The organism is Nocardia sputi, from assembly GCF_023501985.1.
The window spans coordinates 46,154-73,129 of the sequence record NZ_JAMFLC010000022.1 but is presented as its reverse complement, the minus strand read 5'-3'; the positions used below and the strand labels follow the sequence as shown (position 1 = coordinate 73,129).

Here is a 26,976-nt window from a genome sequence, read left to right as displayed (position 1 = left end):
GATCGCGGGCAGGTGAGTAGCGTGAAAAAGGCCAAGCGGCGCAACCGTCTTCGGCAGGCAGAGTCCGACGTCCCCGCCTACGCCGTGGAGCCGATCGCCGTGATCGGCATGAGCTGCCGCTTCGCGGGCGGCGTGGATTCCCCGGAAGCGTTGTGGCGGTTGCTGATCGAGGAGACCGACGCGGTCGCCGACCAACCGCCGCCCGGTCGCTGGTCGGGCGACTACCGTGACCGTGACCGCGCCGCCGCGGGCAAAACGGTATCGGTCGCCGGTGGATATCTGCCGGACGTCGCCGGTTTCGATGCCGAGTTCTTCGAAATCACCCCGCGCGAGGCGACCGATATGGATCCGCAGCAACGCTTGGCGCTGGAATTGGCGTGGGAGGCGTTCGAGGACGCGGCGATCCGGCCCGATCGAATTCCGCGGAGCGGCGTGTATTTCGCCAACAAGTTCAACGACTACCGCGCCGTCAAACTCGCCAGGGGCGCCACCGCGATCACGCCGTTCACCAGTACCGGAGACGTCGAGGGCGTGATCGCCAACCGGGTGTCGTACTTCCTGGGTCTCGACGGCCCCAGCATGACCGTGAACGCCTCCTGCGCCGGGTCCCTGGTCGCGGTGCACCTGGCCTGTCAGGCGCTGCGCGCGGGTGAGAGCATGCTGGCCGTCGCCGGTGGTGTGCAGCTGAATCTGATCCCGGAGACCGCGATCGGGCTGTCCGCTCTGGGGGTGCTGTCCGAGCGTGGCCGCTCGCGCACCTTCGACGCCTCCGCCGACGGCTACGTTCGTGGCGAAGGCGGCGCGGTCGTGATTCTCAAGCCACTGCGGCAGGCGCTGTGCGACGGCGACCGCGTCTACTGCACGCTATTGGGCAGCGCCACCAACAACAACGGCAGGCATCGCTCCATGCCCGCCAGCAGCGCCGATGGGCAGCGGCAGTTGTTGCGGCGCGCCTGCGCGCATGCCGGGGTCGATCCCGCCACCGTCGACTACGTAGAGGCGCACGGCACCGGCACCGCTGTCGGTGACCGCGCCGAGTTGTCCACGCTGGCCGAGGTCTACGGCACCGGCCGCGCTCCCGAAGCGCCGCTCATCGTCGGCTCGATCAAGACCAATATCGGGCACACCGAAGCGGCGGCGGGCCTGGCGGGGCTGGTGAAGGTCGCGCTCGCCCTGTCCCGTGGTCGCATTCCGCGCAGTCTCCACTTCGACTGCCTCCCAGCGGAATTCGATTCGAAGACCACGGGACTGCGGATCGCCGACGCCGCGTTGCCGTGGCCACGGCACGACGGCCCGGCGCGCGCGGCGGTGAGCGCGTTCGGTTTCGGCGGCTCCAATGCTCACGTCGTGGTCGAAGCAGCGCCCCTACCCGGCCCGCTGACCGCGCCCGCATTCTCGGAGCGGCTGGTGGTGCTGTCCGCGCGCACCGAGACCGCGTTGCGCGCGCACGCGCAGCGGCTACGTGAGCATCTCGTGCGCCATCCCGGCATCCGCCTCGGCGACCTCGCGCACACTCTCGCGACGAGAACACCGTTCCAGCATCGGCTTTCGGTGGTGGCCGACGAGGTGGACCAAGTCGTCGAGTTCCTCGACGGCTACCTCGGCGAGACCGCTCCGGAACGGGCAGGCGACGCGGAGCGCAAAGCGCTGAACCTGGTGCTGTCGGCGGCGCTACGCCCCGGCACGGTGGCCCGCCGGGACTTGCTCACCGCGGCGGGGACACTGTTCCAGCGTGGCATGGAACTCGACTGGGCGGCCGTGAACCCGCCCGGACGTCCGATCTCGCTACCCACCTATCCCTTCCAGAGGGAACGGCATTGGGCGGATCCGCAGACACCCGCCGGGGAACGCGGCGGCACTCCGGCGGCGCCGACCGCCGCTACTGACCCGGTCGAAATCGCTGTACGGGTTGATCATTCGGCCGCTGTCCGCGTGTGGTCGGAGAAGCCGACCGTGCCGTCGATGCCGACCGCCGCACCGGCCGTGCGAGATGCGGCAGCGCAGCCCGCGACCACCCGACAAGGACCGCCGCAAGCCGCTGACGATTCCGGCGTCGCGGCGCTGGCCGTGCTGGTCACGCGGGAACTGGCCGAAGTCGTCGGCATCGCCCCCGACCGGGTCGCCGCGCGCCAGAACTTCGATCAGCTCGGCATCGGCTCGGTGCACGCCGTGGAGCTGTCCGCCCGCCTCGCCGCCCGTCTCGGCATCGACGTTCCCGCCGCTATCATCTGGGGTTGCCCGACGGTGGAGTCGCTGGCCGCCGAACTGAGCGCCAGACTCGGGCCGGGTCACGCACCGGGGGAGCCGCTCGCCCGCACGACCAGTACACCTATAGCGGATCCGGTACGGCCGGTGGACCCGCTGATGCCGGAGGAGGTCCTTTCCACCGCCGAATTGGTGGCGTTGAGCCGAGAACTACTCGGCTGAACAGGCTTTCGGCAACAATTCGGCGACGCGGCAGATCCGGCGGTGGACGCACTGTCGCCCGCTTGCAACAGCGACGTGCGGCGCGGCCAGGCCTCGTGTGGACCAGGAAAGCGAGCACTTCTACCGCTCCCACGCCCGGCCACCGATTTCGACGCCTCGGCTGGCCGAAGCTTCACCGGGAAGCTGTCGGCGTCCGCGTGCATGCGGTAAGGAAGTGAGCGGCATTCGCCGACCCGGTTCGTCTCCGGTCCGGGGGTTATGCTGCCCTCGGTCCGGGTGGGTTTGGTCTAAGGGGGCTACAGGTGTTGAGGCAGCATGAGTCGTTCGCCGGCTACCTGGTGGAGGGCGTACTCGGGCAAGGCGGCATGGGCACCGTTTATCTGGCCCGGCACCCGCGCCTGCCGCGACTGGTCGCGCTCAAACTGCTCGATCGCGAGGTGTCCGAAGACCGAGAGCTGCGGCGGCGGTTCGAGCAAGAAGCCAATGTCGTCGCGCGCCTGGACCATCCGGGCATCGTCGGCGTCTACGATCGCGGCACCCACGACGGGCACCTGTGGATCTCGATGCAGTACATCCGCGGCACCGACGCCGCCCGGCTCGATCCACGCACCGCGAGCCCGGACCATATCCTCGGCATCATCCGCGATACCGCCCACGCGCTCGACTACGCCCACAGCCGAGGTGTGCTGCACCGCGACATCAAACCGGCCAATATCTTGATCGCCGAGCCGGAAGCCGGGCGCGAAAGCCGCGCCCTGCTGACCGATTTCGGGATCGCGCGATTGCTCGACGCCGACACGAAACTGACCGCCACCGGCACATTCACCGCCACCCTCGCCTACGCCTCACCAGAACAACTCTCCGGTGAGCCGGTCGATCACCGCGCCGATCAGTATTCCCTCGGCTGCACCCTGTACACCCTGCTGGCGGGACAGCCGCCGTATCCCGCGACCAATCCCGGTCAGATCGTCGCAGGGCATCTGGCCAAGCCGGTGCCGCGGCTGAGCGATATCCGTCCCGGGTTGTCCCGGCGGCTCGACGACGTCATCGCACGCGCGATGGCCAAACACCGGGACGAACGATTCGCCAGCTGCGGCGACTTCGCCACGGTCGCGGCGGCGGCGCTGCACGGGGAAGATCCCGGTGCGTGGGCAGCACCGGCGCGAACCGTGGTCAACCAGAGATCCGCTCACCCGGCCGCGGCGGTCGATCCGTGGCCTCGTTCCGGACCGTCCGAGTTCCACCAGCCTCCCGACCCGATCCCGCGCGCGGAGTTCGGCCCCGCCGCGCGGGCCCTCGCTCCCGTCGGCGATCGGCGGCCCTCCGGGGTCGTCGCCAGGATCGGGGCCGTCGTCGGACTCGGTTTCGGTGTGCTCGTGGCCCTGCTCGTCGCGCTCGGGGTGGCCGAGTGGGCAACCCGGCGCAGCGGCGGCCACGGCCGAACGCCGCGGACTACGGCCATTGATCTCGTCGGGCCCGTGGCGGCCTCTTCGACGATGTCGCTGCTGCTGATCGGCGGTTCCCTCGCACTTTTCGCGGGCAAACGCGCCGGGCGTATCGCTGTGGCGCTGGGCACCGGGATTCTCACGTTGCTCGGGGTGATCGCGGTAGGGGCCAGCCTGGGCAACAGCCCTGGGGAGGTGGTGTTCTCCGGCACGATACTGATGTTGGCGTTCACAGGATTGGCGTGCACGGTGTCTCCCTCGACCAAGCGGTGGATCGCCTACAAGCGATCCAGGACCCGGTGAGGTGCAAGACCGAGGCAGCTGCCTGGTGACCCGCCTCCGGGACTCGTCGGTGCGCTTGTTCCCTCGGCCAGAGATGATTCCCCCGTCGCGGCGGAAGCCGCGCGAGCAGGCAGCTCGATGGCCGAAGGCTTGCACCCGGGCGAGTGCGTCGATACCTCACCGCCCGCGAGGCGTGGCGCGCCACCGCCGCCTCCGCGGGCGTCGGCGCACCGGAGCTGTAGAAACCGCCGTCCGCCGCGACGCCGGCTCCGCGAGCGGGCGCAGCACGGTGCTCGGCGTCGACGCCGGTGCCAGGACCGTCAGGTCGCCACCGGCTCGGTGACGCGGCGGACCGGCCGGATGCGGATGCCGAACTCCGGACGCAGGTTCACCGACGCCAGCGGCACCACCGGATGGTCGTCATCGAGTTCCAGCCGGAAACGCTGCACCGTCATCGCCAGGATCAGCACCATCTCCGTCATCGACATGTCCTTGCCCAGGCAGACGCGCGGGCCGCCGGAGAACGGGAAGAACGCGAACTTGTGCCGTTCGGCCACCTCGGTGTCGGCGAAACGCTCCGGGCGGAATTCCTCCGGATCGTCCCACAGGCGCTTGTCGCGGTGGATGTAGTACATGCACAACGTGACTCGCGCGCCCGCGGGCACGTGGTAGCCGCCGATCTCGTCGTCGGCGATCGGGGTGCGTTCGACGATCCACGCCGGCGGATACAGCCGCATGGTCTCCTCGATCACCATGCGGCAGTAGCTCAGTTGCCCCAGATCCGCGAAGGCCGGGGTGCGGTCGCCGAGCACGGCGCGCACCTCCCGCGCCAACCGCTCCTGGATCTCCGGATGCGTGGCCAGCAGATAGCACGCCCACGACAGGGCGTTCGCCGGCGACTCGTGGCCGGCCACCAGCAGGGTCTTGATCTCGTTGAGCAGATCCTCCTCCCGCATGCCCTGACCGCCTTCGTCGCGGGCGCGCACCAGCGCGGTCAGTACGTCGGTGGTGTCGCCGCCGCGTCGGCGTTCCTCGATGAGCTGCCGCACCACGTCGTCGAGTTCGCCGACCTTGCGCGCGACCCGCCGTGCCTCGGGTGTCGGGAAGGACTGCGGCAGCTTCACCGGCGCGTTCACCCTTTTCATGATGAGCGCGAACGCCGCACGCATCGCGTCGGTCACCTGGGCGGTGCCGGTGGACAGGTCGATGCTGAACAGGATCCGGCCGGTCACCGCGAGCAGCAGCTTGACGTAGTCGTCGTAGATGTCGCGGAACTCCCCGGCCGCGGCGTCCCAGTTGTCGAGCATCGCCGCGGCGCTGTCGGTGATGTCGTCGGCGAAGCCCTTGACGTGCGAATGGGAGAACGCCGGCGAGATGAGCTTGCGCTGTTTGCGCCAGTACTCCAGGTTGTTGGTGGTCAACTGCCCGTCGCCGAGCAGGATGCTGAACTCGTCGTAGATCGGGCTCTTGCGGTAGTTGGTGTAATTGTCCTTCAGCACGTACTCGGTCAGCGCCGGGTCCGCGACGAGGTAGACCAGCATCGGGCCCGCCTTGACCCGCACGACGTCGCCGTAGCCGTCCAGCAGCGCGCCCACGGTCGCCAGCGGGTTCTTCGCGAGTTTCGGCAGCATGCGTCCGGTCTCCACCAGACCTGGCCCGGGTGCTTTCATGGTCCGACCTTTCACTTCAAAAGCTTCGCGTGCTTGCGCAGCTGGTTCACGTAGTCCTGTTTCTCCACCACCAGCGGGTACTGGTCGGCGTGGTAGAGCCGCAACCCGGCGTACAGGTCGGGCTGGCGGCCCTGAGTGGCGCGGTCGAACCGCTCGACCCGCCGGGGATCGCTCGCTTTGACTCGCAGATACTCCGCGACCAGATCGGCTTGTTTCTCGTAGACGTCCCAGTGCGAGCCGATCGGCCGCACCATGCCGACCACGAACAAGTCGCGGGCGTGCGGCGGGAAGATGTTGAGATACAAGCCCGGTCGCAGCTCGCCCTCCGACCAGTTCAGATGGGCTCGGTCGACGACGGGATAGTTCGGAACGAATCCGGTGGCCAGGACCACCAGGTCGAGCTTCTCCTCGGTGCCGTCGGTGAACGTCACCCGGTCGTCATCGATCGCGGCGACGTCCGGCTTGGGCGTGATATCGCCGTGGGTGTAGTGATGGTGCAACTGGTCGCCGAGCATCGGGATGACGATGCCTTCGCCGAAATCGGGCACCGGTAACCCGAACGAGCGCGAGCGGCCGCGCAGATACGAGAACAGCCGCTCGAAGGCCCGCTTGCGCAGCGGCCGCCACATCCGGCCCTGAAGCATGCTGTCGGTCGGACGGCCCAGCATGTACTTCGGCATGCAATAGAACCCGCGCCTGCTGCTGTGCAAGGTCAGCGCGGCATTGACCGCGCAATCGGACAGTATGTCCGCCGCCGACTGCCCGGCGCCGATCACCAGCACCCGCTTGCCGAGCACCTGTTCGGGATGCCGGTACTCACTCGAATGCAGCACGGGCACCGTGCCCGAGCCGGGAATCTCGATGCGTCGCGGGGTGCGGTCGTGGCCCGTCGCGATGACGACCCCCGCGTATGGCCGCTCGGTACCGTCGGACAACGTCACCGTCCAGCCGCTGTCGGCGGGCTCGACGCGCTGGACCGCGGTGTTCAACCGGATCCGCGGCCACAGGTCGAACGCGTCGGCGTAGGAGTGCAGATAGCGCAGCACGAGTTCGTGCCCGGGATAGTCCGGATAGTCCTCCGGCATCGCGAAACCCGAAAAAGCCTGCACCCCTTTGGAAGCGATCACGTGCGTGTTGCGGCTGACGGGAGAGTCCGGGCGCCGTGCATCCCAGATCCCGCCGATTCCGCCGGCCTCCTCGAGCACCTCGAAATCCAATCCGCGCGCGGCGAACCCGCGCGCGGTCGCCAAACCGGCAGCACCCGCGCCGATCACGCAATACGTGCTCATGCCACATCCTTTCCGGCACACGCGGGGCCTTGCGGGGTCACGCTGCGCTGCCACCTCCAGGCCTGACCGCTCATGCTGTGTCTTCTGTCGGCATGAGCGGGGCCTTGCGGGGTCACGCTGCGCTGCCACCTCCAGGCCTGACCGCTCATGCCGCGCCGACCCGTTCGGTGTGCGGGGCATCCTCCCGCGGGGCTGGTTGCGGGTCGGTGCCCGCGCTCGCCCGCCAGGCCACGAGGAAGCAGGCGACGTAGATGACCGTCTGACCCACCAGCGTGAAGTAGACGTTCTCGTTGTAGACCGCGACGATCAACCAGGCCAGGGTGAGCAGGGCGACGGCGCGTTTTCCGCCGCGCAGCAGTCCGGCGTACACCGCCAGCATCCACACCGCGCCGACGGCGATGTACACCCACGGCCCGAACGGGGCGCGGAAAGAGGCCAGTGTCAGCACTGCCAGCCAGATGGCCAGTTGCTCGGCGCGCACCCGCGGGCCTTGCGCACCCGCCGACAACCGCCGGTGGATGCGGACAGCGGTGACCGCCACCAGGATCAGCAGCAGCAGCGTGTAGATGTTGGTGATCACGCGCGCGGGCCCGGTGGGATCGGCGATGTCCCAACCGAGGATGTTCGCCTTGTAAGGCAGCCCGAACGGCGAATAGTTGACCAGCTGGTTGGCTCGTTCCACGAGTACGAACTGGTGGAACTCCCCGCTGGCCAGCCTCTGCCAGGTGCCGTCGGACAGGAATTGCCGCCACGGCTCCCGGCCGAAGATCGCCAGCGTGGCAAGCGAGTAGAACCCGCAGAACGCCGCGGTCCAGATCGCGGGCCGCCAGCGCCGCTGGACCAGCAGATAGACCAGCAGAATCGCCGGTGACACCTTGGCGATGATCGCCAACGCCAGCGCCGCGCCGCCGAAGATATTGCGCCGCAGATGGAACAGGACCATCGCGCCCGCACCGCCGACATACAGCAGCAACACGTGGATGTTGCCGATCTGCAGGGTCGCCAGGGTCGGCAGGCTGATCCATACGACCGGAGTGAGCGCGGCCAGCACCCCGCCCGGCCTGCCGCCGATCCAGCGGGCGATGGCGAACATCGCCACCAGCACGATCGCGACATACAGCGAGTACCACAGCGCCCGCAGCGTGGCGAAGTCGTGGCTGAACAGCAGCAGCAGTCGTGGCAGCAGCAGGAACGGCGGCGGGTAGAGGTAGGCGTCGCGGTCCTGCGGGGTCACGGCGGGCAGCGCCGAATCCGCCTGCGGCGATGCGTAGCGGTGCCGGTCGTAGAGGCTGCCCGGTTCGTGCTCGGCCATCAGCGCGCCGCTGATGTAGCCGGACAAGTGGGACTTCTTCACCAGGAAGTCGTCATCGGCCGACAAGGAGGCATCGACGTTGTCGGCGTCGAGGATGAACTGCGTCAACCGGGCCAGCACCGCGACGACGAGCAGGATGACCACGCTCCACAGGACCCGGACCACGATCGGTCTGCCCCGCACCGCCTCTCGCCACTCGGTGGGCACGGTCGGCACGAACAGCACGAAAAGCGCCGCGCCGCAGACGATGCCGAGTACGGCGGTCGCGGGGCCGGGTAGGCCGGTGAGCGCGAGCACGATCATCACCACGGGGACGAGGATGCCGACGACGAACACCGCGTACATCGCGGCGTAGTAGTCGAGCGAACCCCGGAACCTGGTCCATGTACTGGATATCATCTGCAACCTACGGCTTTCGGATGGTCTATCTGGTCGCTGTGGCGTGCTCGGCCAGCAGCGGAACGACCTGTGTCACCACGTCGTTCGGTGTGGGCGCGGCGCGCAGGTCGGCGCCGATCCGCGCGGCGGCGTCGCGGAAGCGCGATTCCTGCAACAGGGCGCGGACCGAGGTGGTCAGCGCTTCGATGTCCCCCTGACCGGCAGGCGTCTCGGCGGCCAGGCCCACGCCGGCGCGCACCAACCCCCGGGCGTAGTCGAACTGATCGAACATCTGCGGCAGCACCAGTTGCGGCAGACCGAACCAGCCCGCGGTCAGACCCGTGGTCGAGCCGCCATGATGCACCAGCAGGTCGCAGCCGGGTAGGAACAGGTTGAGCGGTACCTCTTCCACGACCCGGACGTGGCCGGGCAGCTCGCCGACCGTAGCCCGGTCGGACGCGGACAGCGCGACCACGACCTCGGCGTCGCCGATTCCGCTCAGCGCGGCCAGCACCGACTCCAGTGGCCGCGGACCGGTCAGGCCGAGCGTGCTGCCGCCCATACAGACCGCGATCCGCTTGCGGCCGTCGTCATTGCGGTGCCACGGCGGCAGCGCGCCGGTGCCGTTGAACGGGACGTAGCCGACCGGAGTGCCCGGCGGGGCGTCGGGCGCTTGCAGGCGCGGCGGGCAGATATCGAGGATGGCGACCGGGTCGGCCAAACGGGTGCCCGCCTCCTCGGCCAGCACGGCGGTGCGTTCGGTGAACGGGCCGCCGGTGGGGTCGATACCCCACCGGTGCACCAGGACCGGCAGATCCAGTTCGGCGCCGAGTGCGCGACCGATGGTGGCCAGCGGGTCGGTGAGGATCACCTGCGCTCCCCAGTCGGTGGCCACCGCGGCGAACGTCTCGAGGTACTGGCGGGCGTGGTTGTGCCAGTTCTGTGCGGCGACCTGCCACAGACCCTGCCCGCTGGACTGATCGCGGTCGGCGAACAGCGGTAACGGGAACATGCCCGGGTGCACCTGGGTGCGCAGCTGGTCCATCGGCACGTTCAGCGCGGTCAACTCGACGGCGTTGAGGCCCGAGCGCAGCGCCGTCGCCGTCACGTCGTTGCGGGAGGCGACCAATACTTCATGGCCTGCCAGCCGCAGCGCCCAGCAGAACGGCACCATGGCGAGCAGGTGGCCCGACGAGGGCACCGGCACGACGAGAAACTTCATCCGATCACTCCTTCGGCTTCATCCACTCCATCGGATTGGTGTGCCGCGGCACCCATGATGGAGCCGATTGCTCGGCATTGCGGCGTTTTTCGATGACCACGATGTTGTGGTAGAAGTGCAGCGCCCCGATCCAGTCGTCGAAAGCGCCTGCCGCGCGGCCGGATTCCTTCTCGAATTCCTGGTGATGCAGGGCGTCCACCAGGGTTTTCAGATAGCCGATGGTGGTGGCCGGGTCGTCGGTCGCGGTGCTGCTCCCGCCCCAACCCGACCAATAGGAGGTCTGGGTGTCCTCCACCACGTACAGCCCGCCGGGCCGCAGGTGGGTGAACAGCGCCTGGAACGAGGCGATCACGTCACCGCTGATGTGGCTGCCGTCGTCGACGATGATGTCGAACGGGCCCAGCGAGCTGCCGAGTTCGTCGAGGAACGCCGGGTCGCCCTGGTCGCCGCGCAGTGGTTGCAGGCGTGGTTCGGCGATGCCGGACTTGTCGAAGTAGTCCAGGCCGAACACCAGGCCGCGGCGGAAGTACTGCTTCCACATCCGCAGCGACGCTCCGCCCACATCGGGTGCGGTGTATCCGCCGATGCCCAGTTCCAGAATCCGCACCCGGCTGTCGCGCAGCGGCGCGAAGTGCCGCTCGTAGTGCTGGGTGTACCAGTGCCCGCCCCACTTGTCGGAACCGAAGTGCAGTGACAGCGCGTCGAGGTCGTGATGGTGCGGGCGGCATGCGGCGACGATCCGGTCGGCGGCGACGGCGGCGGCGTCGCGGGCCAGTCGCCACGGATCGTCCGGGGCGAAACTGCCCGGCCCCGGTTCGTCCTTGATCGCGATGGCGCGGGTGGCCAGGGCGGCGTCGGGCGGACCGTAGACCGTGCGCAGCAGCTCCACCAGATCCTGACGCACCACCAGCCACGGATCTTCCAGGGTGCCGGGACCGACCGCGGGGTCTTCGGCGCCGAATGTCACGAGGTAGTCCAGCTGCTTTCCGTCGTGGGTCAGCTCGAACACCGCGGTGACCGGCTGCTCGGGCCGCCTGCCGTGGCTCGCGCGCCAGGCGATCTCCTTCAGCACCGCGTCGGCGACGGCCTCGGTGCCGATCTCACCGAGGCGCGCGGCGGTTTCCTCGTAGATCCCGTCGGCGACGGAGATCAACTGGGCAGCAAGGACATTCTCGTCGTTCAGGGTCACGTCATCCAATCCGTTCCGCCGGTGCGCACCGGCCTCGATTCCTCTGCCAGGCGCGCACCCTCGGCGGTGAGCATGGCCCGTACCATGCCGTGGAAGTCCACCGAAGGGCGCCATCCGGTCCGTTCCCGCAGCCTCGTCGCGTCACCCACCAGCGGCCGCCCGCTGCGGGTGAGCACCGAGGAGCGCTCGCGGACATGGTTTTTCCAGTCCAGTCCGGCCGAGCCGAACGCCGCCGCGCAGAACTGCGCGACCGTGTGGTGTTCGCCGGTGGCGACGACGAAGTCGTCGGGCTCGTCGAGGGCCAGGATTCGGGTCATCGCCTCGACATAGTCCGGCGCGTACCCCCAGTCGGCGCCCGCGTCCAACCTGCCCACCTCCAGCGTGCCGGTCTGCTCCCGCTGGATGCGCGCGACGGCGCGCACGATCTTGCGGGTGACGAACTTCTCCGCCCGCAAGGGTGACTCGTGGTTGAACATGATCCCCGCCGCCGCGAAGACGCCGCGGGCGCGGTAGGCGCGGCAGGCCAGCAGACCCGCCGCTTTGGTCACCCCGTAGATCGAGTCCGGTCGCAGCCCGCTGTTCTCGTCGCATATCGCGGAGCCGTCGGAGCCGAAGACATGCGAAGAAGCCGCGTAGAACAGGCGGGTGCCCGTGCGGTGACGATCGATCGCCTCCGCGAAATGCTGCACCGGAAGCGTGTTCACCCGATGCGAGGCGCGGGCCAGCTCGTGTGGGTCGCCCGGGTCGTCCTGCGAGGAGTGCTGCACCGCCGCCAGCAGGTATACCTGTTCGGGGCGTTCGGACGCGATCAGCCGCTCCACCGCGGCCGCGTCGGTGATGTCGACCGGGCCGTCGCGGCCGATCCGCAGCACTCGCTCACCGCGCGCGGCGAGCAGGTCCGACAGCAGTGTGCCGTCCTGCCCCGCCGCGCCCGTGACGACGACGGTCATCTCAGACCACGTCCAGTTCCGGCAGCGGGAACACCAGCCGTCCGCCCGCCGCGCGGAAAGCGCTCTCCCGCTCCAGCATCATGGCGCGGAAATGCCAGGGCAGCACGAAGAACTGGTCGGGCGCCAGCTCACGCGCCCGCGCTTCCGACACGATCGGAATCGCGCTACCCGGGGTGAATTTGCCGAACTTGTCGTCGTTGACCTCCGCGATGCACGCCATGTCCTCCGGCCCGATCCCGCAATGCTGCAACACCACGTTGCCTTTGGTGGAGGCGCCGTAGCCGAGCGTGCGCAGACCGGCCTTGCGGGAGCGGTCGAAGAAATCGCGGACCTGTTCGCGATGCTGGTCGACCCGCTTGGCGAAATCCGCGTACGGCTGCGCGGTATGCAGGCCGAGCACGGACTCCTCCTGACGCATCCGCTCCAGCGCGGCGGCGTCGGCAGGCGACGGCACGCCCTGCTTACCCAGCGTCAGCGCGAAGCTGCCGCCGTTGACGGTATTGCGTTCCACCTCGAGCACCACGAATCCGCACCGCCGCGCCATCCATTCGATCTGATCGAGGGTGTAGTACTCCAGGTGCTCGTGGCAGATCGTGTCGTAGGAGGTGGTGGCCAGCATCGCGGGCAGATAGCTCTGTTCCAGCACCCAGATGCCGTCGTCGGTGAGGCTGTCGTACACCGCGCCCATGAACCGCAACGGGTCGGGGACGTCGTAGAACATGGCGATCGAGGTGATCACCTTGGCCCGTCGCTCCGCCAGCACCGATGCGACCAGCTCGGGGGTGAAGTAGCCGGTCACCAACCGCACGTGCGGCGGATAGAACCGGCGGAACTTCTCTCCCAGCGGGTCGATGCCCAGAATCGTCGCCGACCCTTCGGGGTAGGCGCGCAGCAGTGTCGCGTCGTTGCTGCCGATGTCGATCACCACGTCCTGCGGCGACAACGTCACCCGCTGCCGGATCCTGGCCACCCGGTGGGCCAGGTGATCGATCATGGACTTGTTCAGGCCGGAGCGGTATCCGTAACCGGGGGAATACATCTCGTCGAAATCGGCCGTGTGGCGCAACTGCACCAACCCGCACTCCTCGGGGCCGGCGGGCACGCAGCGCACCAGTTCCAGGGGGTAGCGCGGCACCCCGGTCGGGTCGGTGGCCGGGAACACCCCGGTCAACGCCATGGTGCCGAGGTCGACGACCGTTTCGAGCCGGGTGTTGCCGCACACCCGGCAGCACTCCACCGCCACTGCTTGCGTCACGCGTTCTCCATATCGTGGGCGACCATCAGCTCGACCAGTTCGGTGAAACTCGTACGCGGTTGCCAGCCCAGTTTCTGGCGCGCCTTGGTCGGATCACCGGTGAGATAATGCACCTCGGCGGGCCGGAAATAGGTCGGATCGACCTCCACCAGTACCCGCGAGGTGCGCCGATCGATGCCCCTTTCCTCCAAACCGGTTCCCTCCCAAATCAACTCGACGCCCGTAGCGGAGAACGCGGTCTCGCACAGCTCGCGCACGCTGTGCGTCTCACCGGTCGCGATCACGTAATCGTCGGGTTCGGGCTGTTGCAGCATCAGCCACATCGCCTCGACGTACTCCTTGGCGTAGCCCCAGTCCCGGCGGGCGTCCAGATTGCCGATGAAGAGCTTCTCCTGCTTGCCCTGCGCGATGCGCACCGCGCCCCGTGTCACCTTCCGGGTGACGAAAACCTCCCCGCGCCGCGGTGATTCGTGATTGAACAAGGTGCCGTTGACCGTGTACATCCCATAGGCCTCGCGATGGTTGACCGTGATCCAGTACGCGTACAGCTTCGCCACGGCATACGGCGAACGTGGATGGAACGGTGTCTCCTCGCTGAGCGCCACGTCGTGCAGGCCGCCGTAGAGTTCCGAGGAGGATGCCTGGTAGAACCGGGTCGCTATGCCGGTCTTGCGGATGGCGTCCAGGATGCGCAGCGTGCCGATCGCGTTGGTCTCGGCGGTGAACTCCGGGATCTGGAACGAGATGTGCACGTGCGATTGCGCGCCCAGGTTGTAGATCTCCGACGGGCGCACGTCCTCCAGAATCCGGTTGAGACTGCTGGAGTCCATCAGATCCCCGTAGTGCAGAAACAACCGGCGTTGACTATGTGAATCGGAATACAGGTGGTCTATGCGGTCGGTATTGAAATTCGACGCACGCCTGATAATCCCGTGCACCTCATATCCTTGCTGCAACAGGAATTCTGTCAGATAAGACCCGTCCTGGCCGGTGATGCCGGTTATCAGCGCCTTTCTCATCAAACCTCCAACCCCGAGACTAACGGGACGTCGAACAGCGGGCAATACCTATCTTTCGGTCGCCGCCGGTATTAGAATTCGATTGCATGAGCGCGGCCTCCGAAAAAACTCTGGTGATGATTCCGACATACAACGAGCGTCGCAACGTGGGCCCGTTGCTGGCTCAGATCCTGGAACAGGGCACCGATTTCGATGTCCTGTTCGTCGACGACAACTCCCCCGACGGCACCGGTGACCTGCTCGATGAGCTGGCCCGACAGCATTCGCCCCGAATCCATGTGCTGCACAGGGCCGGCCGCCAAGGCGTCGGCTCCGCGCACCAGGCCGGTATCCGCTGGGCCTACGCTCAGGGGTATCGGCACATCGTCACGATGGATTCCGATTTCGCGCACCCGCCGTCGTATCTTCCGGCATTGCGCGCCGCAGCGGACGGTTTCGACATCGTGGTCGGGTCGCGTTATCTGAGAGAGGACAGCCTCGCCGACTGGACTCCCTTCCGCAAGGTCCTCACCCGGGTCGGGCATTTCCTCACCGTGACATTGCTGCGCATGCCATACGATGCCACCGGCGCGTTCCGATACTACCGGTTGGACTCCGTTCCGGTTGCCGCTTTCGATCGGGTTCGTTCGACCGGTTACTCCTTCTTCTTCGAAAGTCTCTACATTCTCGCCGCCAATGGCTACCGGATCGAGCAGGTACCGATCCACGTTCTCAACCGCACGGCAGGCGCGTCCAAGATGCGCACCCGCGACGTCGCGACCAGCGTGCGTTTCCTGCTGGTGCTGTGCGCGGAGAAGTATCTGCGCCCCAGCAGGCATCGCATCAGTTCGCCCGCGCACCGCTGACCCTCCGCCCGGCCAGCCAGTCGATCACCGCCGCCGCCTCCGGCCAGTCGGCAGCGGGGGCGGTGATCGGGAACTGGTCGTCGACATGATCTTTGGCGAACTCCGACCGTGAGCCCACCGCGTCCCGCACCTCGGCGAGCGTCACGGTGGTGCGCGCGCCGACCTCCCGCAGCCCGGTGTCCTCGAGGTGGCCGGCGATCCAGTCGGCGCACCAGTCCACGGGGGCGAAGCTCTGGCGCGAGCGGCCGCTGGCGAACACCGGACGGTCGGCGGCCATGTCGGCCAGCACGCCCTTGCGGTAGTCCCCGCCGTACATCGGACCGAGGCGGACGACGAAAGTGTCCGCACCCGAACACAGTTGCTCGGCTTCGGCCCGATGACGGCCGTACACCGTATCCAGCTGGGTGCGGGCGGAAATGCTGCTGATCTGCACGAACCGGTCCCAGCGCCACCGCTGGCGCAGTAGCCGCGTCTTGTCCACCGTCTCGGCACGATCGGCTTCGGGATTGTGCTCGGCCCAGAACCTCTTCGAGGGGCAGGCGGCATTGATCAGCACGTCGTAGCGACCCGCCGTGCGGTGGGGCTCGTGATCGGCGCGGACCACGGGCACGACCTCGAAACCTCCGCGCCTGCCGAGCGCTTCGACCAGCGCGGCACCCACGTATCCGGCTGCGCCGACCACCGCCACCCGCACCCCGCTCATGCGGTGTCCCGTCCGGCGTGAGCGGTCACGCTTCGTGGCCGCCCCGCAATCGCCGCACCTCGCGGCGAGCGCATCCGAATGCGCCTGTTTGCCCGCCTCTCGGTCCGCCGGCTCACGACTTGCCTTCCAACGTGTGTGGCAGCGGCGCCACCTGCACGATCGGCGGATCGCACTCGTCCCACGGCTTGGTCAGCATCGCGACGAACGTCAGCGGCGTGATCGAGTACACCGTGTGCATCACCCCGATCGGGGTTCGGGTGCAGATGCCTTTGGAGACGTGGATGAACTCCTCCGGGCAGTCCGGATCCTCGTGGTCGTCCTTGGTCACCAGCACGCCGTTGCCCTCGACGAACAGCAGATACTCGACGAAGTGGGGGTGGTAGTGCAGCCCGCGCACCTTGCCGGGGTGCATGTAGATGAGGTTGAACTCCAGCAGGGGTTCGGGCGGGACCCAGGTGAAAATGCCGCCGCGCCCGTCACGGACGGTGTCGAGGTTGCACGACGGGGTGAGGACTTCGACCTTCATTACTGCATCCCTTCATCAGGCGGGTACCGCGTCGGGGCGGACAGCGTCGAGCTTGTCCGCGAGTGAGCCGAGCAGCGCTGCCCGCTGCTCGACGAGGAAGAAGTGACCGCCGGGCAGCAGCTCGGTGGAGCGCAGCCCCGGCAGGACATCGCGCCAGGCCTCCAACTGCGAGACAGCCACCTGACGGTCGTCACGACCGCCGAACAAATGAGCCGGGCACGACGGCGCGTCGGCGGGTGTGAACCGGTAGTCGTCGAAAATCTCGAAGTCGCTGCGTAAAGCGGGCAGGAACAGCGCCATCACTTCAGGGGTCTCGCGCACTTCCGGCGGGATTCCGCCGTAGTGGCCGACCGCGGCGGTGAATTCGTGATCCGGCAGGTCCGACAAGCGTCCCGGCCTGGGCAGGTGCGGGGCGACCGCTCCGCCGAGGAACAGCGCCCGCGGCGTGACTCCCGCGGGCAGGCGGCGCGCGACCTCGTAGGCGGTTAGCGCGCCGAGACTGTGGCCGAAGAAGGCGAACGGAAGATCGGTCAGCGGCAGGATCAGCGGCAGTGCGGCGTCGACCAGGTCGGTGAAGCGGCGGATGGGCGTCTGCGCCAGATGCCGCTGCCGGGCGGGCAGCTCGATCGCGCACAGTTCGACCCAGTCGGGCAGTTGTTGCCGCCACGGGGTGTAGGCCGCCGCTTTGCCACCGGCGAACGGCCAGCAGAACAATCGCAGGCGCGGCGTGCCCGCAGTTTTGCGGTGGATGGTCAGCCCGCCCGTCTCCGGGCGTCGTGCCGGTTCGGGGGTAACCGAAACGGTCGCAGAAGCCGGAACAGGATCCGCCGCAGGGGTCTGCGGTTCGAGGGTCGCAGAAGCCGAAAGGGTTTCACCCATGGGACTTTTCGATCCGGCTTCGTCAGACAGGGTACGCAGATCACCCACCGTCGCGATCCGGATCACCGGCGCACCGAGCGTCGCGAAGAACTTCGACAGCGGAGCAGACGGACCGACCTCGTACCGGGGTGTGCCGGAGCGCAGCAACGCGCGCATGTTCGCGGTCCAACGGACCGGAGCGGAGATCTGGCGGACCAGATGCTCGGCGAGGGTTTCGGGCCGGTGGAACTCACCGGTGTAGTTCGAAGTCACCGCGACCGCGCGTGCGGCGCGCATGCGGGGCGCGCAGTCGGCCAGATGTCCGGCGAAGTCGGCCTCGATCCCGCGCATCCACCGCGAGTGGAACGGCGCGCTCACCCGCAGCGGGACGAACCGCAGGTCCGGATGGCGGTCGGCCAAGACGGCGCGCGCGGCCGCGATCGCGTCGCTGTCGCCGCTGATGACGAGCTGGTCGGTCGAATTGTCGTTGGCCACTTCGGCGCCCGCCTCGACCACCAGTTCGGCCACCCCGCAAGCGGCGATGTCCGGCAGGATCAGCGCCGCCATGGCGCCCTGGCCTTCGGGCACCGCCCGCTGCATCAGCGCACCGCGGGTGCGCACCAGCCGTACCCCGTCGGCGAGTTCGAAGACGCCCGCGGCGACCAGCGCGGCGTACTCGCCGAGGCTGTGGCCGCCGAAAGCGACCGGCCGGGCGCCGAATTCGGTGACCAGCACCCGGTAGGCGGCGATCTCCATGGTCAGCACGCACGGTTGGGTGTACTCCGTGCGATGCAACCGCGGATCGCGCTCGACGCAGATCCGCAGCAGATCCTCGCCCACCGCGGCAGCGGCCTCGGCGAACGTCTCTCGCGCGAGCGGGAACTCGGCGCACCAGTCGGCGCCCATCCCGGTGCGCTGGGCGCCCTGCCCCGGGAAGACGATCGTGCACTCGCCGCTCATCGCAACGCCTCCGCGGTCGGCTCGGCCGCGCGCGGCGCGGGGATGTAGCCCACCTCCGCGCAGTGCGCCAGATACACCCGCACCAGATCCTCGGTCGGCGGGCAATCGATGCCCGCGGCGGCGAGCACGCGCCGGGTGTAGGCGCAGTCGGCGTAGGAGCTCTCCTCGTAGTGGATCGTGCCGAAAAGTTCGATGCCGTACTTGAACATCTCCAGGGTCTGGCTGTCGTAGACCTCGTCGGTGCCCAGCCGGTAGATCTGTCGGTCGGTGGCCCTGCGGTGGAATTCCTCCAACGGCACGAGCGTCACGTCGTACCCGGCGCGCTGGACATAGCGCACCACGTCGTAATAGCGCCGGATGTCGGGGTTGGTCAGGTGGTAGGTCTCCCGGTAGGTGGGGCGGTGCATCGCGATGTGCACGATCGCGGCGCTGACGTAGTCGACCGGGGTGATGTCCCAGTGCACCGGCGTCAGCATCGTCTCGCCGGTCTCGATCATCGTCTTGAGGATGTCGTAGTACGCGCCTTTCACGCTGACCTCGGAGAACGGATACCGGCCGGTGCGGCTGTCGCCCATGATGTTGCCCGGGCGCACGATGTCCCAGAGCAGCCCGCGTTCGCTCGCCGCCCGGATCAGCTTCTCCGACTCGTACTTCGTCTGCTGGTAGGGCAGATGGTCGTAGCCCTGGCCCAGTTCCAGATCGCGTTCGGTGAACGGCGGGTTGTTGAAGTTGAGCCGATCACCAAGCGCGCTGAAGCTCGACACGTACACCAGGTACTTGCCGCGTGAGCGCAGCGCGAATTCCACCGCGCGCCGGGTGCCTTCGACGTTGATCGGGGCCAGCGCGTCGTAGAAGGTGACCAGGGTGGTGCGGCCGGCGGCGTGGATGGTCAGGTCCACGTCGTCGGCGAGCCGCTGCCAGGTCGTCTCGTCCAGGCCGAGCCGTTCGCCGGAGACGTCGCCGAGCACCGTGGTCACGCGATCGGTGAACGCCTGGTCGAGCGTTCCGTCCGGATCGTAGGTGCTGAGGAAGTGCTTGACCCGGCGCTCGGCCGTGGCCACGGTCTTGCCGCGCACCAGGCAGGTCACTCGCACGTCGGTGCGGGTGAGCAGATCGTGCAACAGCTTGCCGCCCAGCACGCCGGTCACGCCCGTGATGAAGACCGACCGCACCGCGATCGGAGCGTCCATGCGCACCGGCGGGATGTCTTGCTGGACTGTCGCGGCCGGGTCCACCGCGGTGGCGCGCGGGACATCGTCCCGCGTCGTCCCGGCGATGATGCCGTCGGCCACCAGGTAGTGCGACAGCGACGCGATGGTGGGATGCAGCTCGGTCGACTCCGCCGGGATCTTGACGTCGTAGTGCTTCATCAGCCGGTTCAGCATCCGGACGGTGGCCACCGAGTCGAACCCGAAGTCGGTGAAATTCGCGTCCAGGTCGAGATCGGCCGGGTCGGACTTGGTCAGATCGGCGAAGATGTCGCGGATGTGCTCAGCGAGCCGATCGCACATCTCGCTGTCGAATTCGTCGCCGGTCGGGGCTGTGGTGACCGGTTCGGTGACGCCGGTCGGAGCGGGCAGGTCCGTGCGCGGCTCGATCGGTTCGGTCGACGTCGGTTCGGTTCGGTGCGCGGTGCCGTTCGTGGAACGGCCGTTGCGCTGCTGTGCCCGAGGCGGCCCGCTTTCCTGCGTGACCACTGTTTTCGCGACCACCTGAGGAGCCGGGTGGCTGCGTTTGCGGTAGTCCTCGGGAACGATCCAGTACCTGCGCCGCTCGAACGGGTAGCCGGGCAGGCTCACGGTCCGGCCGAACGGCTGGTCGTAGCCCTGTTCCCAGTCCACGCTCCAGCCGCCGGCCCACAGCTCGGCGACCCGTGGCAGATTGCCGGAGCGCAGCAGCGCGCGCACTTCGGCGCGGTCGGCGTCCGACTCGCCGGGCAACTCGTCGAGTTCGCGGTGGGTGCGGGCCACGCCACGGAAGATGAGCAGCCCTTCGGCCGGTGCCGGGGAACTCGGCTCGGCTGCACTGTCGAGCAATTCGACGAGTTCGGCCGTGGAGGTGGCCACCACCGCGAGGCGATGTGTGAACGCGCTCCGCCCGACGGCCAGCGTCCACGCCACATCGGGCAGCGGCAGCGGGTGTTCGCGCAGCCGGTCCGCTGTGCGAGCGGCCAGTTCCGTGAGCCGGTCACCATCGCGCGCCGACAACACCACGATTCGCGGTTGCCCGTCTTCGGCGGTCGGCACGGTGGGCTCGGCGTCGGTGAGGATCACGTGGGCGTTCGAGCCGCCCGCACCGAATGAGCTGACGGCGGTGATACGGGGCTTGCCGTCGTCGGGACGCGGCCAGGCCGTGGGCCGGTCGATGACCCGGAACGGCGTCGCCGCGAAATCGATCCCCGGGTTCGGCGGGTCGCTGTGCAGGTTCGGCGCGATGGTGTCGTGGCGCAGTTGCAGCAGCGCCTTCACCACGCCCGCGGCGCCCGCCGCCGCTTCCAGATGCCCGACACTGGATTTCGCCGAGCCGATGCCGCAATAGCCGCGTTCGGACCTCGCGCTGCGGTAGGCCTTGGTCAGTGCCGCGATCTCGATGGGATCACCCAGCGCGGTGCCGGTGCCGTGGGCTTCCACGTAGCCGATGTCGCCCGCGTCGACGCGGGCCGCGGTCAGCGCCCGGCCGATGAGGTCGGCCTGTGCGACCGGGTTGGGAACGGTGAACCCGTTGGTGCGCCCGCCGTGGTTTATCGTGCTGCCCCGGATCACGCCGTAGACGCGGTCACCGTCGGCGCGCGCGTGCCGCAGTGGTTTGAGCACGAGGGTGACCACTCCCTCACCGGGCACGTAGCCGTCGCCGCCCGCGCCGAACGACCGGCACCGGCCGTCGGTGGAGGCCCAGCGGCCGTAGCCGAGCAGCAGATACTTGCCCGGGTGGATCGACACGTTCACCCCGCCGGCCAGCGCGTAGGCCGACTCGCCGCGCCGCAGGCTCGCGCAGGCCAGATGCAGCGCGGTCAGCGACGCCGAGCACGCCGTGTCGACCGCGAGACTGGGTCCGTCGAAACCGAAATGGTAGGAGACCCGATTCGCCACCGCGAAATATCCCGAGATCGGCACGCCGACGAACGCCTGATACTCGGCGTAGCCCACCCCGGCGAAGACCCCGGCATCGGGCAGACCGCGCGCCGCGGCGCTGCGGCGCACCCGATCCGGCGAATAGCCCGCGTCTTCCAGTGCCGCCCAGGAGGTTTCGAGGAACAACCGCTGCTGCGGGTCCATCTCCTCGGCGTCCTTGGGCGTGATGCCGAAGAAGCGGGCGTCGAACTTGTCCACGTCGTCGAGGAACCCACCCCACCGTGCGTAGGTGGTGCCCGGTTCGTCGGGGTCGTCGGAGAGGTATTCACTGTGGTCCCAGCGTTGCGGCGGGACCTCGACGATACAGTCGCGGCCCGCGACCAGGTTGGTCCAGAACTCTTCTATGTCCCCCGCCATCGGGAACTTGCCCGCCATACCGATCACGGCGATGTCGTCGGAGTCGTCCGCATCGTGTGTGGCGAGCTCGGTTGGCTCCGGTGCCCGTTCGGGGGTGGGGTGATCCGCCGCCACCGTGCGCGTCGCTTCCGGGTTGCTGCCGGTGCGGGGCCGGCCCGCGGTGAGCACGGCCAGGCGTGGCGCGTGCTGCTCGGCGAGATAGCCCGCGAGGTCACGGACGGTCTGGAACTCGAAGAACAGAGTGCTGGGCAGGGGCCCGAAATCGGTTTCCAGCCGATCGTTCATCTTGCTGATCAGCACGGAGTCGATCCCATAGTCCTGCAGGGGGATACGAGTGCGGATCCGATGCGGGTCCAAGCGGCAGTACTCGGCGAGCAGGCCTTTCAGATAGGTCTCGGCGTCGCCCCGCAACGCTGCGGGATCTGCTACGGAGGAGGGCTCGGTACGGGGTGTCGCGAGCGCGCGATTCTCGTGAGCGGCAGTGCCGGGCGCGCTATGGTTGCCGGTCTCACCGACAGTGCGGGATGCAGGGATAACCGAGCCTTCGGTCTCCCCGCGTGCCGTAACGGCCGCGGCTTCGGGTTCGACGGGTGCCGGTGTGTCGGCTGCGCCGGAGGCGCCTACCCCCTCGAGTGCACCGGCCTCGGGTGCCGTGGCACTTCGTGGTGCCGAACTCTGTGCCGCGGCTCGGTGGAGGTCCTGAGGCCCGAAGATCCCGTTCGGCAAGCGCACGGAGCCGGTCTCGTGTGTGGACGAAGCGGCAACGCTCAGCTCGGGCGCCCAGCACCGTTGCCGATCGAACTCGTAGCCGGGCAGGTGGATACGGCGCGCGAGCGGGTCGTTCCAACCGGAGTGTTCGACGTGTCCCCCCTCGACCCATTGCCGGGCCACCGCTACCGGGTCGTCGAGCACGGTGGCGCCGGGCCGGTGCGCGGTCGGGGCGTCGAGCGTTCCCGTGCGGACTCCCGCAGGACGATCGCCCTCGGCGAAGGCAGCCAGCCGGGCGGCGATCGCATCCACCGAGTCGCCGACTACCGCCAGCCGATGCTCGAGTCCGCTGCGCCCGTGGGCCAGCGTGCACGCGACATCCGCCAGCGCCGTGTCCGGATGCGCGGTCAGATGCCTGCGCAGCGTCCGCGCCATCCGGATCAGGCTCGTGGCGCTGCGCGCCGAGAGCACGATCAGCTGCGGTCCGCCCGGTGCGTCACGCCGGGCGGACCGCGCCGCCGGTGCGCCGTCGACCACCACGTGCGCGTTGGTGCCGCTGAAACCGAAGGAACTGATCGCCGCACGCCGCGGCGCTCCGTCCCACCCACGCAGTTCGGTGTTGACGAAGAACGGCGACTCGTCCAACCCGAGCAGCGGGCTCACCGAATCGACGTGCAGCGAGGGCGGCAACTGTCCGGCGCGCATGGCCAGCAGCACCTTGAACAGGCTCGCCATCCCGGCGGCGTGCGAGGCGTGGCCGATATTCGATTTCACCGACCCCACCGGGATGGCGCCGACCGCGCCGGTGTGGTGGCGGAAGGCGGTGGTGAGCGCTTCGATCTCGATCGGATCACCCAAACGTGTTCCGGTTCCGTGAGTTTCGACGTAGCTGATGGTGGACGGGTCGATCCCGCCGTCGCGATACACCGCCAGTTCCAGTTCGGTCTGCGCGCGAACGCTCGGCGCGGTGATGCCGTTGGTGCGGCCGTCGTGGTTGATGCCGATCCCGCGAATCACGCCGTGGATCGGGTCGCCGTCGCGTTCGGCGGCGGCCAGCGGTTTGAGCACCACCACACCGACGCCTTCGGCGATCACGAAACCGTCGGCGCCCGCGTCGAAGCTCGCGCAGCGGCCGCGCGGCGACAGCATGCCCATCGAGGAAGCGAGCAGGTGGTATTCGGGCGTCACGAAAACCGCGACACCGCCGGCCAGCGCGAGCTCCGACTCCCCCGAGGCGAGGCTGCGGCAGGCTTGGTGCAGCGCGACGAGCGCCGAGGAGCAGGCGGTGTCCAAACCGAGACACGGACCGGTCAGGTCCAGGTGGTAGGCCACCCGGGCGGGCAGGATGGCCGGGCTGTTGCCGGTGAAGAGGTGATGGGAGCCGACGGTGCCGTGGTTGCGCAGCAGGGTGGCGTAGTCCGACCCCGGTGATCCGGCGAACACCCCACAGCGCGTGCGCCGCAACGACTTCGGATCGATGGCGGCGTCTTCCAGGGCCAGCCAGCTGTGCTCGAGGAACAAGCGCTGCTGCGGGTCCATGTAGTCGGCTTCGGCGGGCACCAGGTCGAAGAACGCCGGATCGAACTCTTCCACGCCGTCGAGGAACCCGCCCCACTTGGAGTAGGTCTTGCCGGGTGCCGCCGGTCCCGGCCGGAAGTAGTCGGCGACCGGCCAGCGTGACGCGGGCACCTCGGTCACCGCATCCTGCCCGGCGGCGAGAGCGCGCCAGAACTCGTCGAGGTTCCGCGCGCCCGGGAACTGCCCGGACATGCCGATGATGGCGATGTCCATCGATGCTGACCTTTCGCTGGGCCGTGCGGCCTGGGCGGTGACGGTTCGGGGAACCGACGCGCCGGACACCGGAGATGTTCTGCTGGTCGCCGTGGCGCCTTGTGCGGCCATGTGCTCGCTGAGCAGCCGCACGGACGGATGGTCGAACACCACCGTGGGTCGCAGCGTGAGGCCGTAGCGGGCGTTGACCCGGTCGATGATCTTGATCGCGAGAATGGAATCGACGCCGTACTCCGACAGGGGCAGTTCGGCTCGCACGTCGCCGCGTGCCACACCGAGTCCGTCGGCGACGATGGCGATGAGTTCGGCTTCCAAGGCCGTGGCATCGGCCGCATAGCTGACCGGGGCGCTCGGCTTCGGGGCGTGTGTGTATTCGGCCTGCACGCCCGCGCCGGGTTCCACGGCGGGTGCGAGAGGAACTCGAGCGATCGCGGCGGGTTCGGGCTGCACGTCGTCGGTCGGTTGCGCCGTGTCCCCGGCAGCGGGCCGCGTGGTGGCGCTGACGGCGGCCAGCAGCCGGAAACTCGGTTCCGGATCGGAGGACAGACCCGGTCCCCACGAACGGGCTCCCGAGAACCCCGCCGCGGTCATGGCGGCGTGCCATTGTGCTTCCGACAGCAACGGAGAGTGCGGGATACGCATCCCGGGATCGCGGTAGGCATGCCAGCCCTCCAGCAACCCGAAGGTCAGCGCGAGCACTTCGAGGTCGGTGGTCGCCTCGGTGAACGCGAGCACACCGCCGGGCGCCAGCAGGCGCCGGACATTGCGCAAGGTCGCATCGATCGACCGCGTCGCGTGCAGGACGTTGGCGCAGACCACCAGATCGGCTTCGTGGGCGGGGAATCCTTGCGCGACCGGGTCGGAGTCGATGTCCAGCACCGCGAAACGCAGGTTCGGGCGCGCGCCGAAGGTGCGTCGCCCATGCGCGAGGAAACTGTGCGACACGTCGGTGTAGTGATAGTCGAACGCGATCCCGCGCTCGGTGAGCGCGTCGAGCACCGCGTGCGTGGAACCGCCCGTGCCCGCGCCGACTTCCACGATCCGCAACGGCCGCGCGTCGTCGTGCCGCTGCGCGAGCGCCGATACCAGTTCGGCGAGTAGGCCGTTGGTGAAGTCGTAGGCGGCGTTGCCACGATAGATCGCGCTCACCATCTCGATGTCGCCGCCGGGGAACAGCACCTCCGTCGCCGACAGCTCCCCGCGCAGTACGCGTGGATAGGCTGCCAGGCAGGCGTCCAGCAACGCCACGTACGGCTCGGTTTCCGGGAAGCGCGCGATCAGATCGGCGCGCATCCCGCCCGTGCCGGGTGGCGGGCCGGGGACCTCGATCCGGTCGTCCTGCCACCGCACGAGCCCGTGTCGCCGCAGGATGTTCAGACAGCTGGTGCGCAGCCGGTCGAATTCGGGCCGCACACCCAGGTGCGCGTCCAGTGACCGCACGGTCCACTCCCCCGGCGTGAGTCCCATTCCGGCGAAGGTGGCGAACAACAGCATCGCCGCGTAGCGGCCGAGTTCGGCCTTGCCGGGCTCCACGATGCCCGTGAGCTCGACGGAGGCATCGAAGCGCTCCACCGCAGCGTCGAACTCCGAGCGCGGCGGTGCGATGATCCAGTAGTCGGTGCGTTCGAAGGGATAGCCGGGCAACGGAATTCGGCGCTGCGGGCCGCCGCGCCCGCGCCAGTCGACCTCGACCCCCGCGACCCACTGGCGGGCCAGTTCCTGCTCGTCGGCCGCCGGAGCGTACCGCGGCGGCCTGCTCTGAGCGTCGACGGTGCCGGTGACCACAGGGCCGAGCTGGTCGGTGCGATATCGGTCGAGCGCCTCGGCTACCTCGACCGGTGCGGACGCGACCACCGCGAGACGGTGCGCCAACGCCGGCCTGCCCACTTGCAAGGTGCGCACCGCGTCGGTGAAATCCGCTGGATCGAGGGTGCGGAAGTGCCGCGCCATCCGCTCGGCGTATCGGTGCAGCCGCTGCGGTGTGCGGGCCGACAGCACGAAGACCTCCGGTCCGATCGTCCCGGCCGGGTGAACGCGGTCGTCGACGAATTCCGCTAGCACCACATGGGCGTTCGCGCCGCCCGCGCCGAAGGCGCTGATGCCCGCGTGCCGAGCCACCACGACCCCGTCGATGGTGCGGCGCGGCCAATCCTCCACTTCCCGGGGCAGATGGAACGGCACCGAGTTGAACGCGATGGCCGGGTTGATCCGGGCAACGTGCAGTGTCGGCGCGATCCGGCCGTGCCGCATCTGCAACAGCACCCGGGTCAGGCTCGCGACACCCGCGGCGGCTTCGGAATGGCCGATGTTCGATTTGGTCGACCCGAGAGCGCGGGAGCGACCGGCGTCACTGATTCTGCCGAAAGCCGCTGCCAATCCGGCGATTTCGATCGGATCGCCGAGCGGTGTCCCCGTGCCGTGTGCTTCGAGATAGTCGATCGTGTCGGGATCGACCCCGGCCGCCCGCAGTGCCTCGCCGATCACCTCGGCTTGCGCTCCGGGATGGGGAACGCTGTATCCGGACGTCTGCCCACCGTGGTTGATCGCGCTGCCCAGGATCAGGCCGTGAATGGTGTCACCGTCGGCGCGGGCGGCCGACAGCGGCTTCAGATACAGCGCGCCGACACCTTCGCCGGGAACATAGCCGTCGGCGGCGGCG

Annotated in this window: 15 protein-coding genes (1 of these 15 running past the window's edge); 3 read left to right on the top strand and 12 right to left on the bottom strand. The window is 68.6% G+C overall.

What is annotated here, in order from left to right:
* The first annotated feature begins 12 nt into the window (after nt 1-12).
* Together M8859_RS37345 and M8859_RS27025 are read left to right on the top strand one after the other, a co-directional pair.
* On the top strand, nt 13-2,427 hold the full coding sequence (locus tag M8859_RS37345; RefSeq protein ID WP_249644998.1) for a beta-ketoacyl synthase N-terminal-like domain-containing protein: 2,415 nt from the start codon (nt 13-15) through the stop codon (nt 2,425-2,427).
* Between the two features lie 302 nt (nt 2,428-2,729).
* A complete protein-coding gene (locus M8859_RS27025; protein ID WP_159930121.1) occupies nt 2,730-4,175 on the top strand; it encodes a serine/threonine-protein kinase in 1,446 nt (481 codons plus the stop codon).
* A gap of 299 nt (nt 4,176-4,474) precedes the next feature.
* On the opposite strand, the gene M8859_RS27020 is transcribed toward M8859_RS27025, so the two are convergent.
* From M8859_RS27020 to gmd, 8 genes are all read right to left on the bottom strand, one after another.
* The gene (locus M8859_RS27020; RefSeq protein WP_159930120.1) at nt 4,475-5,824 is read right to left on the bottom strand and encodes a cytochrome P450; all 1,350 of its coding nucleotides are present in this window, start codon (nt 5,822-5,824) and stop codon (nt 4,475-4,477) included.
* An 11-nt stretch (nt 5,825-5,835) separates the two neighbouring features.
* Nucleotides 5,836-7,113, bottom strand: coding sequence for a flavin-containing monooxygenase (locus tag M8859_RS27015; protein WP_195071060.1), 1,278 nt, complete (start codon nt 7,111-7,113; stop codon nt 5,836-5,838).
* A 145-nt stretch (nt 7,114-7,258) separates the two neighbouring features.
* Complete coding sequence (locus tag M8859_RS27010) at nt 7,259-8,824, bottom strand: glycosyltransferase family 87 protein (protein WP_195071061.1); 1,566 nt, start codon at nt 8,822-8,824, stop codon at nt 7,259-7,261.
* A gap of 25 nt (nt 8,825-8,849) precedes the next feature.
* Nucleotides 8,850-10,025, bottom strand: a complete 1,176-nt coding sequence (locus tag M8859_RS27005; RefSeq protein WP_195071062.1) for a nucleotide disphospho-sugar-binding domain-containing protein — start codon at nt 10,023-10,025, stop codon at nt 8,850-8,852.
* 4 nt (nt 10,026-10,029) lie between these two features.
* Nucleotides 10,030-11,214, bottom strand: a complete 1,185-nt coding sequence (locus M8859_RS27000; RefSeq protein WP_195071063.1) for a class I SAM-dependent methyltransferase — start codon at nt 11,212-11,214, stop codon at nt 10,030-10,032.
* Nucleotides 11,211-12,164: a GDP-mannose 4,6-dehydratase gene (locus tag M8859_RS26995; protein WP_195071064.1), complete on the bottom strand. Its 954-nt coding sequence runs from the start codon at nt 12,162-12,164 to the stop codon at nt 11,211-11,213. The genes M8859_RS27000 and M8859_RS26995 overlap by 4 nt, the downstream gene beginning before the upstream one ends.
* Before the next feature lies 1 nt (nt 12,165).
* Complete coding sequence (locus tag M8859_RS26990) at nt 12,166-13,419, bottom strand: class I SAM-dependent methyltransferase (protein ID WP_249644997.1); 1,254 nt, start codon at nt 13,417-13,419, stop codon at nt 12,166-12,168.
* Nucleotides 13,416-14,438, bottom strand: a complete 1,023-nt coding sequence (gmd, locus tag M8859_RS26985; protein ID WP_159930114.1) for a GDP-mannose 4,6-dehydratase — start codon at nt 14,436-14,438, stop codon at nt 13,416-13,418. The genes M8859_RS26990 and gmd overlap by 4 nt, the downstream gene beginning before the upstream one ends.
* An 86-nt stretch (nt 14,439-14,524) precedes the next feature.
* Here gmd and M8859_RS26980 point away from each other — a divergent pair, with 86 nt between their 5' ends.
* Entirely contained in the window at nt 14,525-15,283 is a 759-nt protein-coding gene (locus M8859_RS26980; RefSeq protein ID WP_159930113.1) for a polyprenol monophosphomannose synthase, read from the top strand.
* Here M8859_RS26980 and M8859_RS26975 read toward each other — a convergent pair.
* From M8859_RS26975 to M8859_RS26960, 4 genes are all read right to left on the bottom strand, one after another.
* The gene (locus M8859_RS26975; protein ID WP_249644996.1) at nt 15,261-15,986 is read right to left on the bottom strand and encodes an NAD-dependent epimerase/dehydratase family protein; all 726 of its coding nucleotides are present in this window, start codon (nt 15,984-15,986) and stop codon (nt 15,261-15,263) included. The genes M8859_RS26980 and M8859_RS26975 overlap by 23 nt on opposite strands.
* Before the next feature lie 112 nt (nt 15,987-16,098).
* A complete protein-coding gene (locus tag M8859_RS26970) occupies nt 16,099-16,512 on the bottom strand; it encodes a cupin domain-containing protein (RefSeq protein ID WP_159930112.1) in 414 nt (137 codons plus the stop codon).
* A 15-nt stretch (nt 16,513-16,527) separates the two neighbouring features.
* A complete protein-coding gene (locus M8859_RS26965; RefSeq protein ID WP_249644995.1) occupies nt 16,528-18,330 on the bottom strand; it encodes a thioesterase domain-containing protein in 1,803 nt (600 codons plus the stop codon).
* Nucleotides 18,327-26,976 carry the 3' portion of a thioester reductase domain-containing protein gene (locus M8859_RS26960; RefSeq protein WP_249644994.1) on the bottom strand. It continues 3,446 nt past the right edge of the window, so only the last 8,650 of its 12,096 coding nucleotides appear in the window; its start codon lies off the right edge, out of view; its stop codon occupies nt 18,327-18,329. Before M8859_RS26960 ends, M8859_RS26965 begins: the two co-directional genes overlap by 4 nt.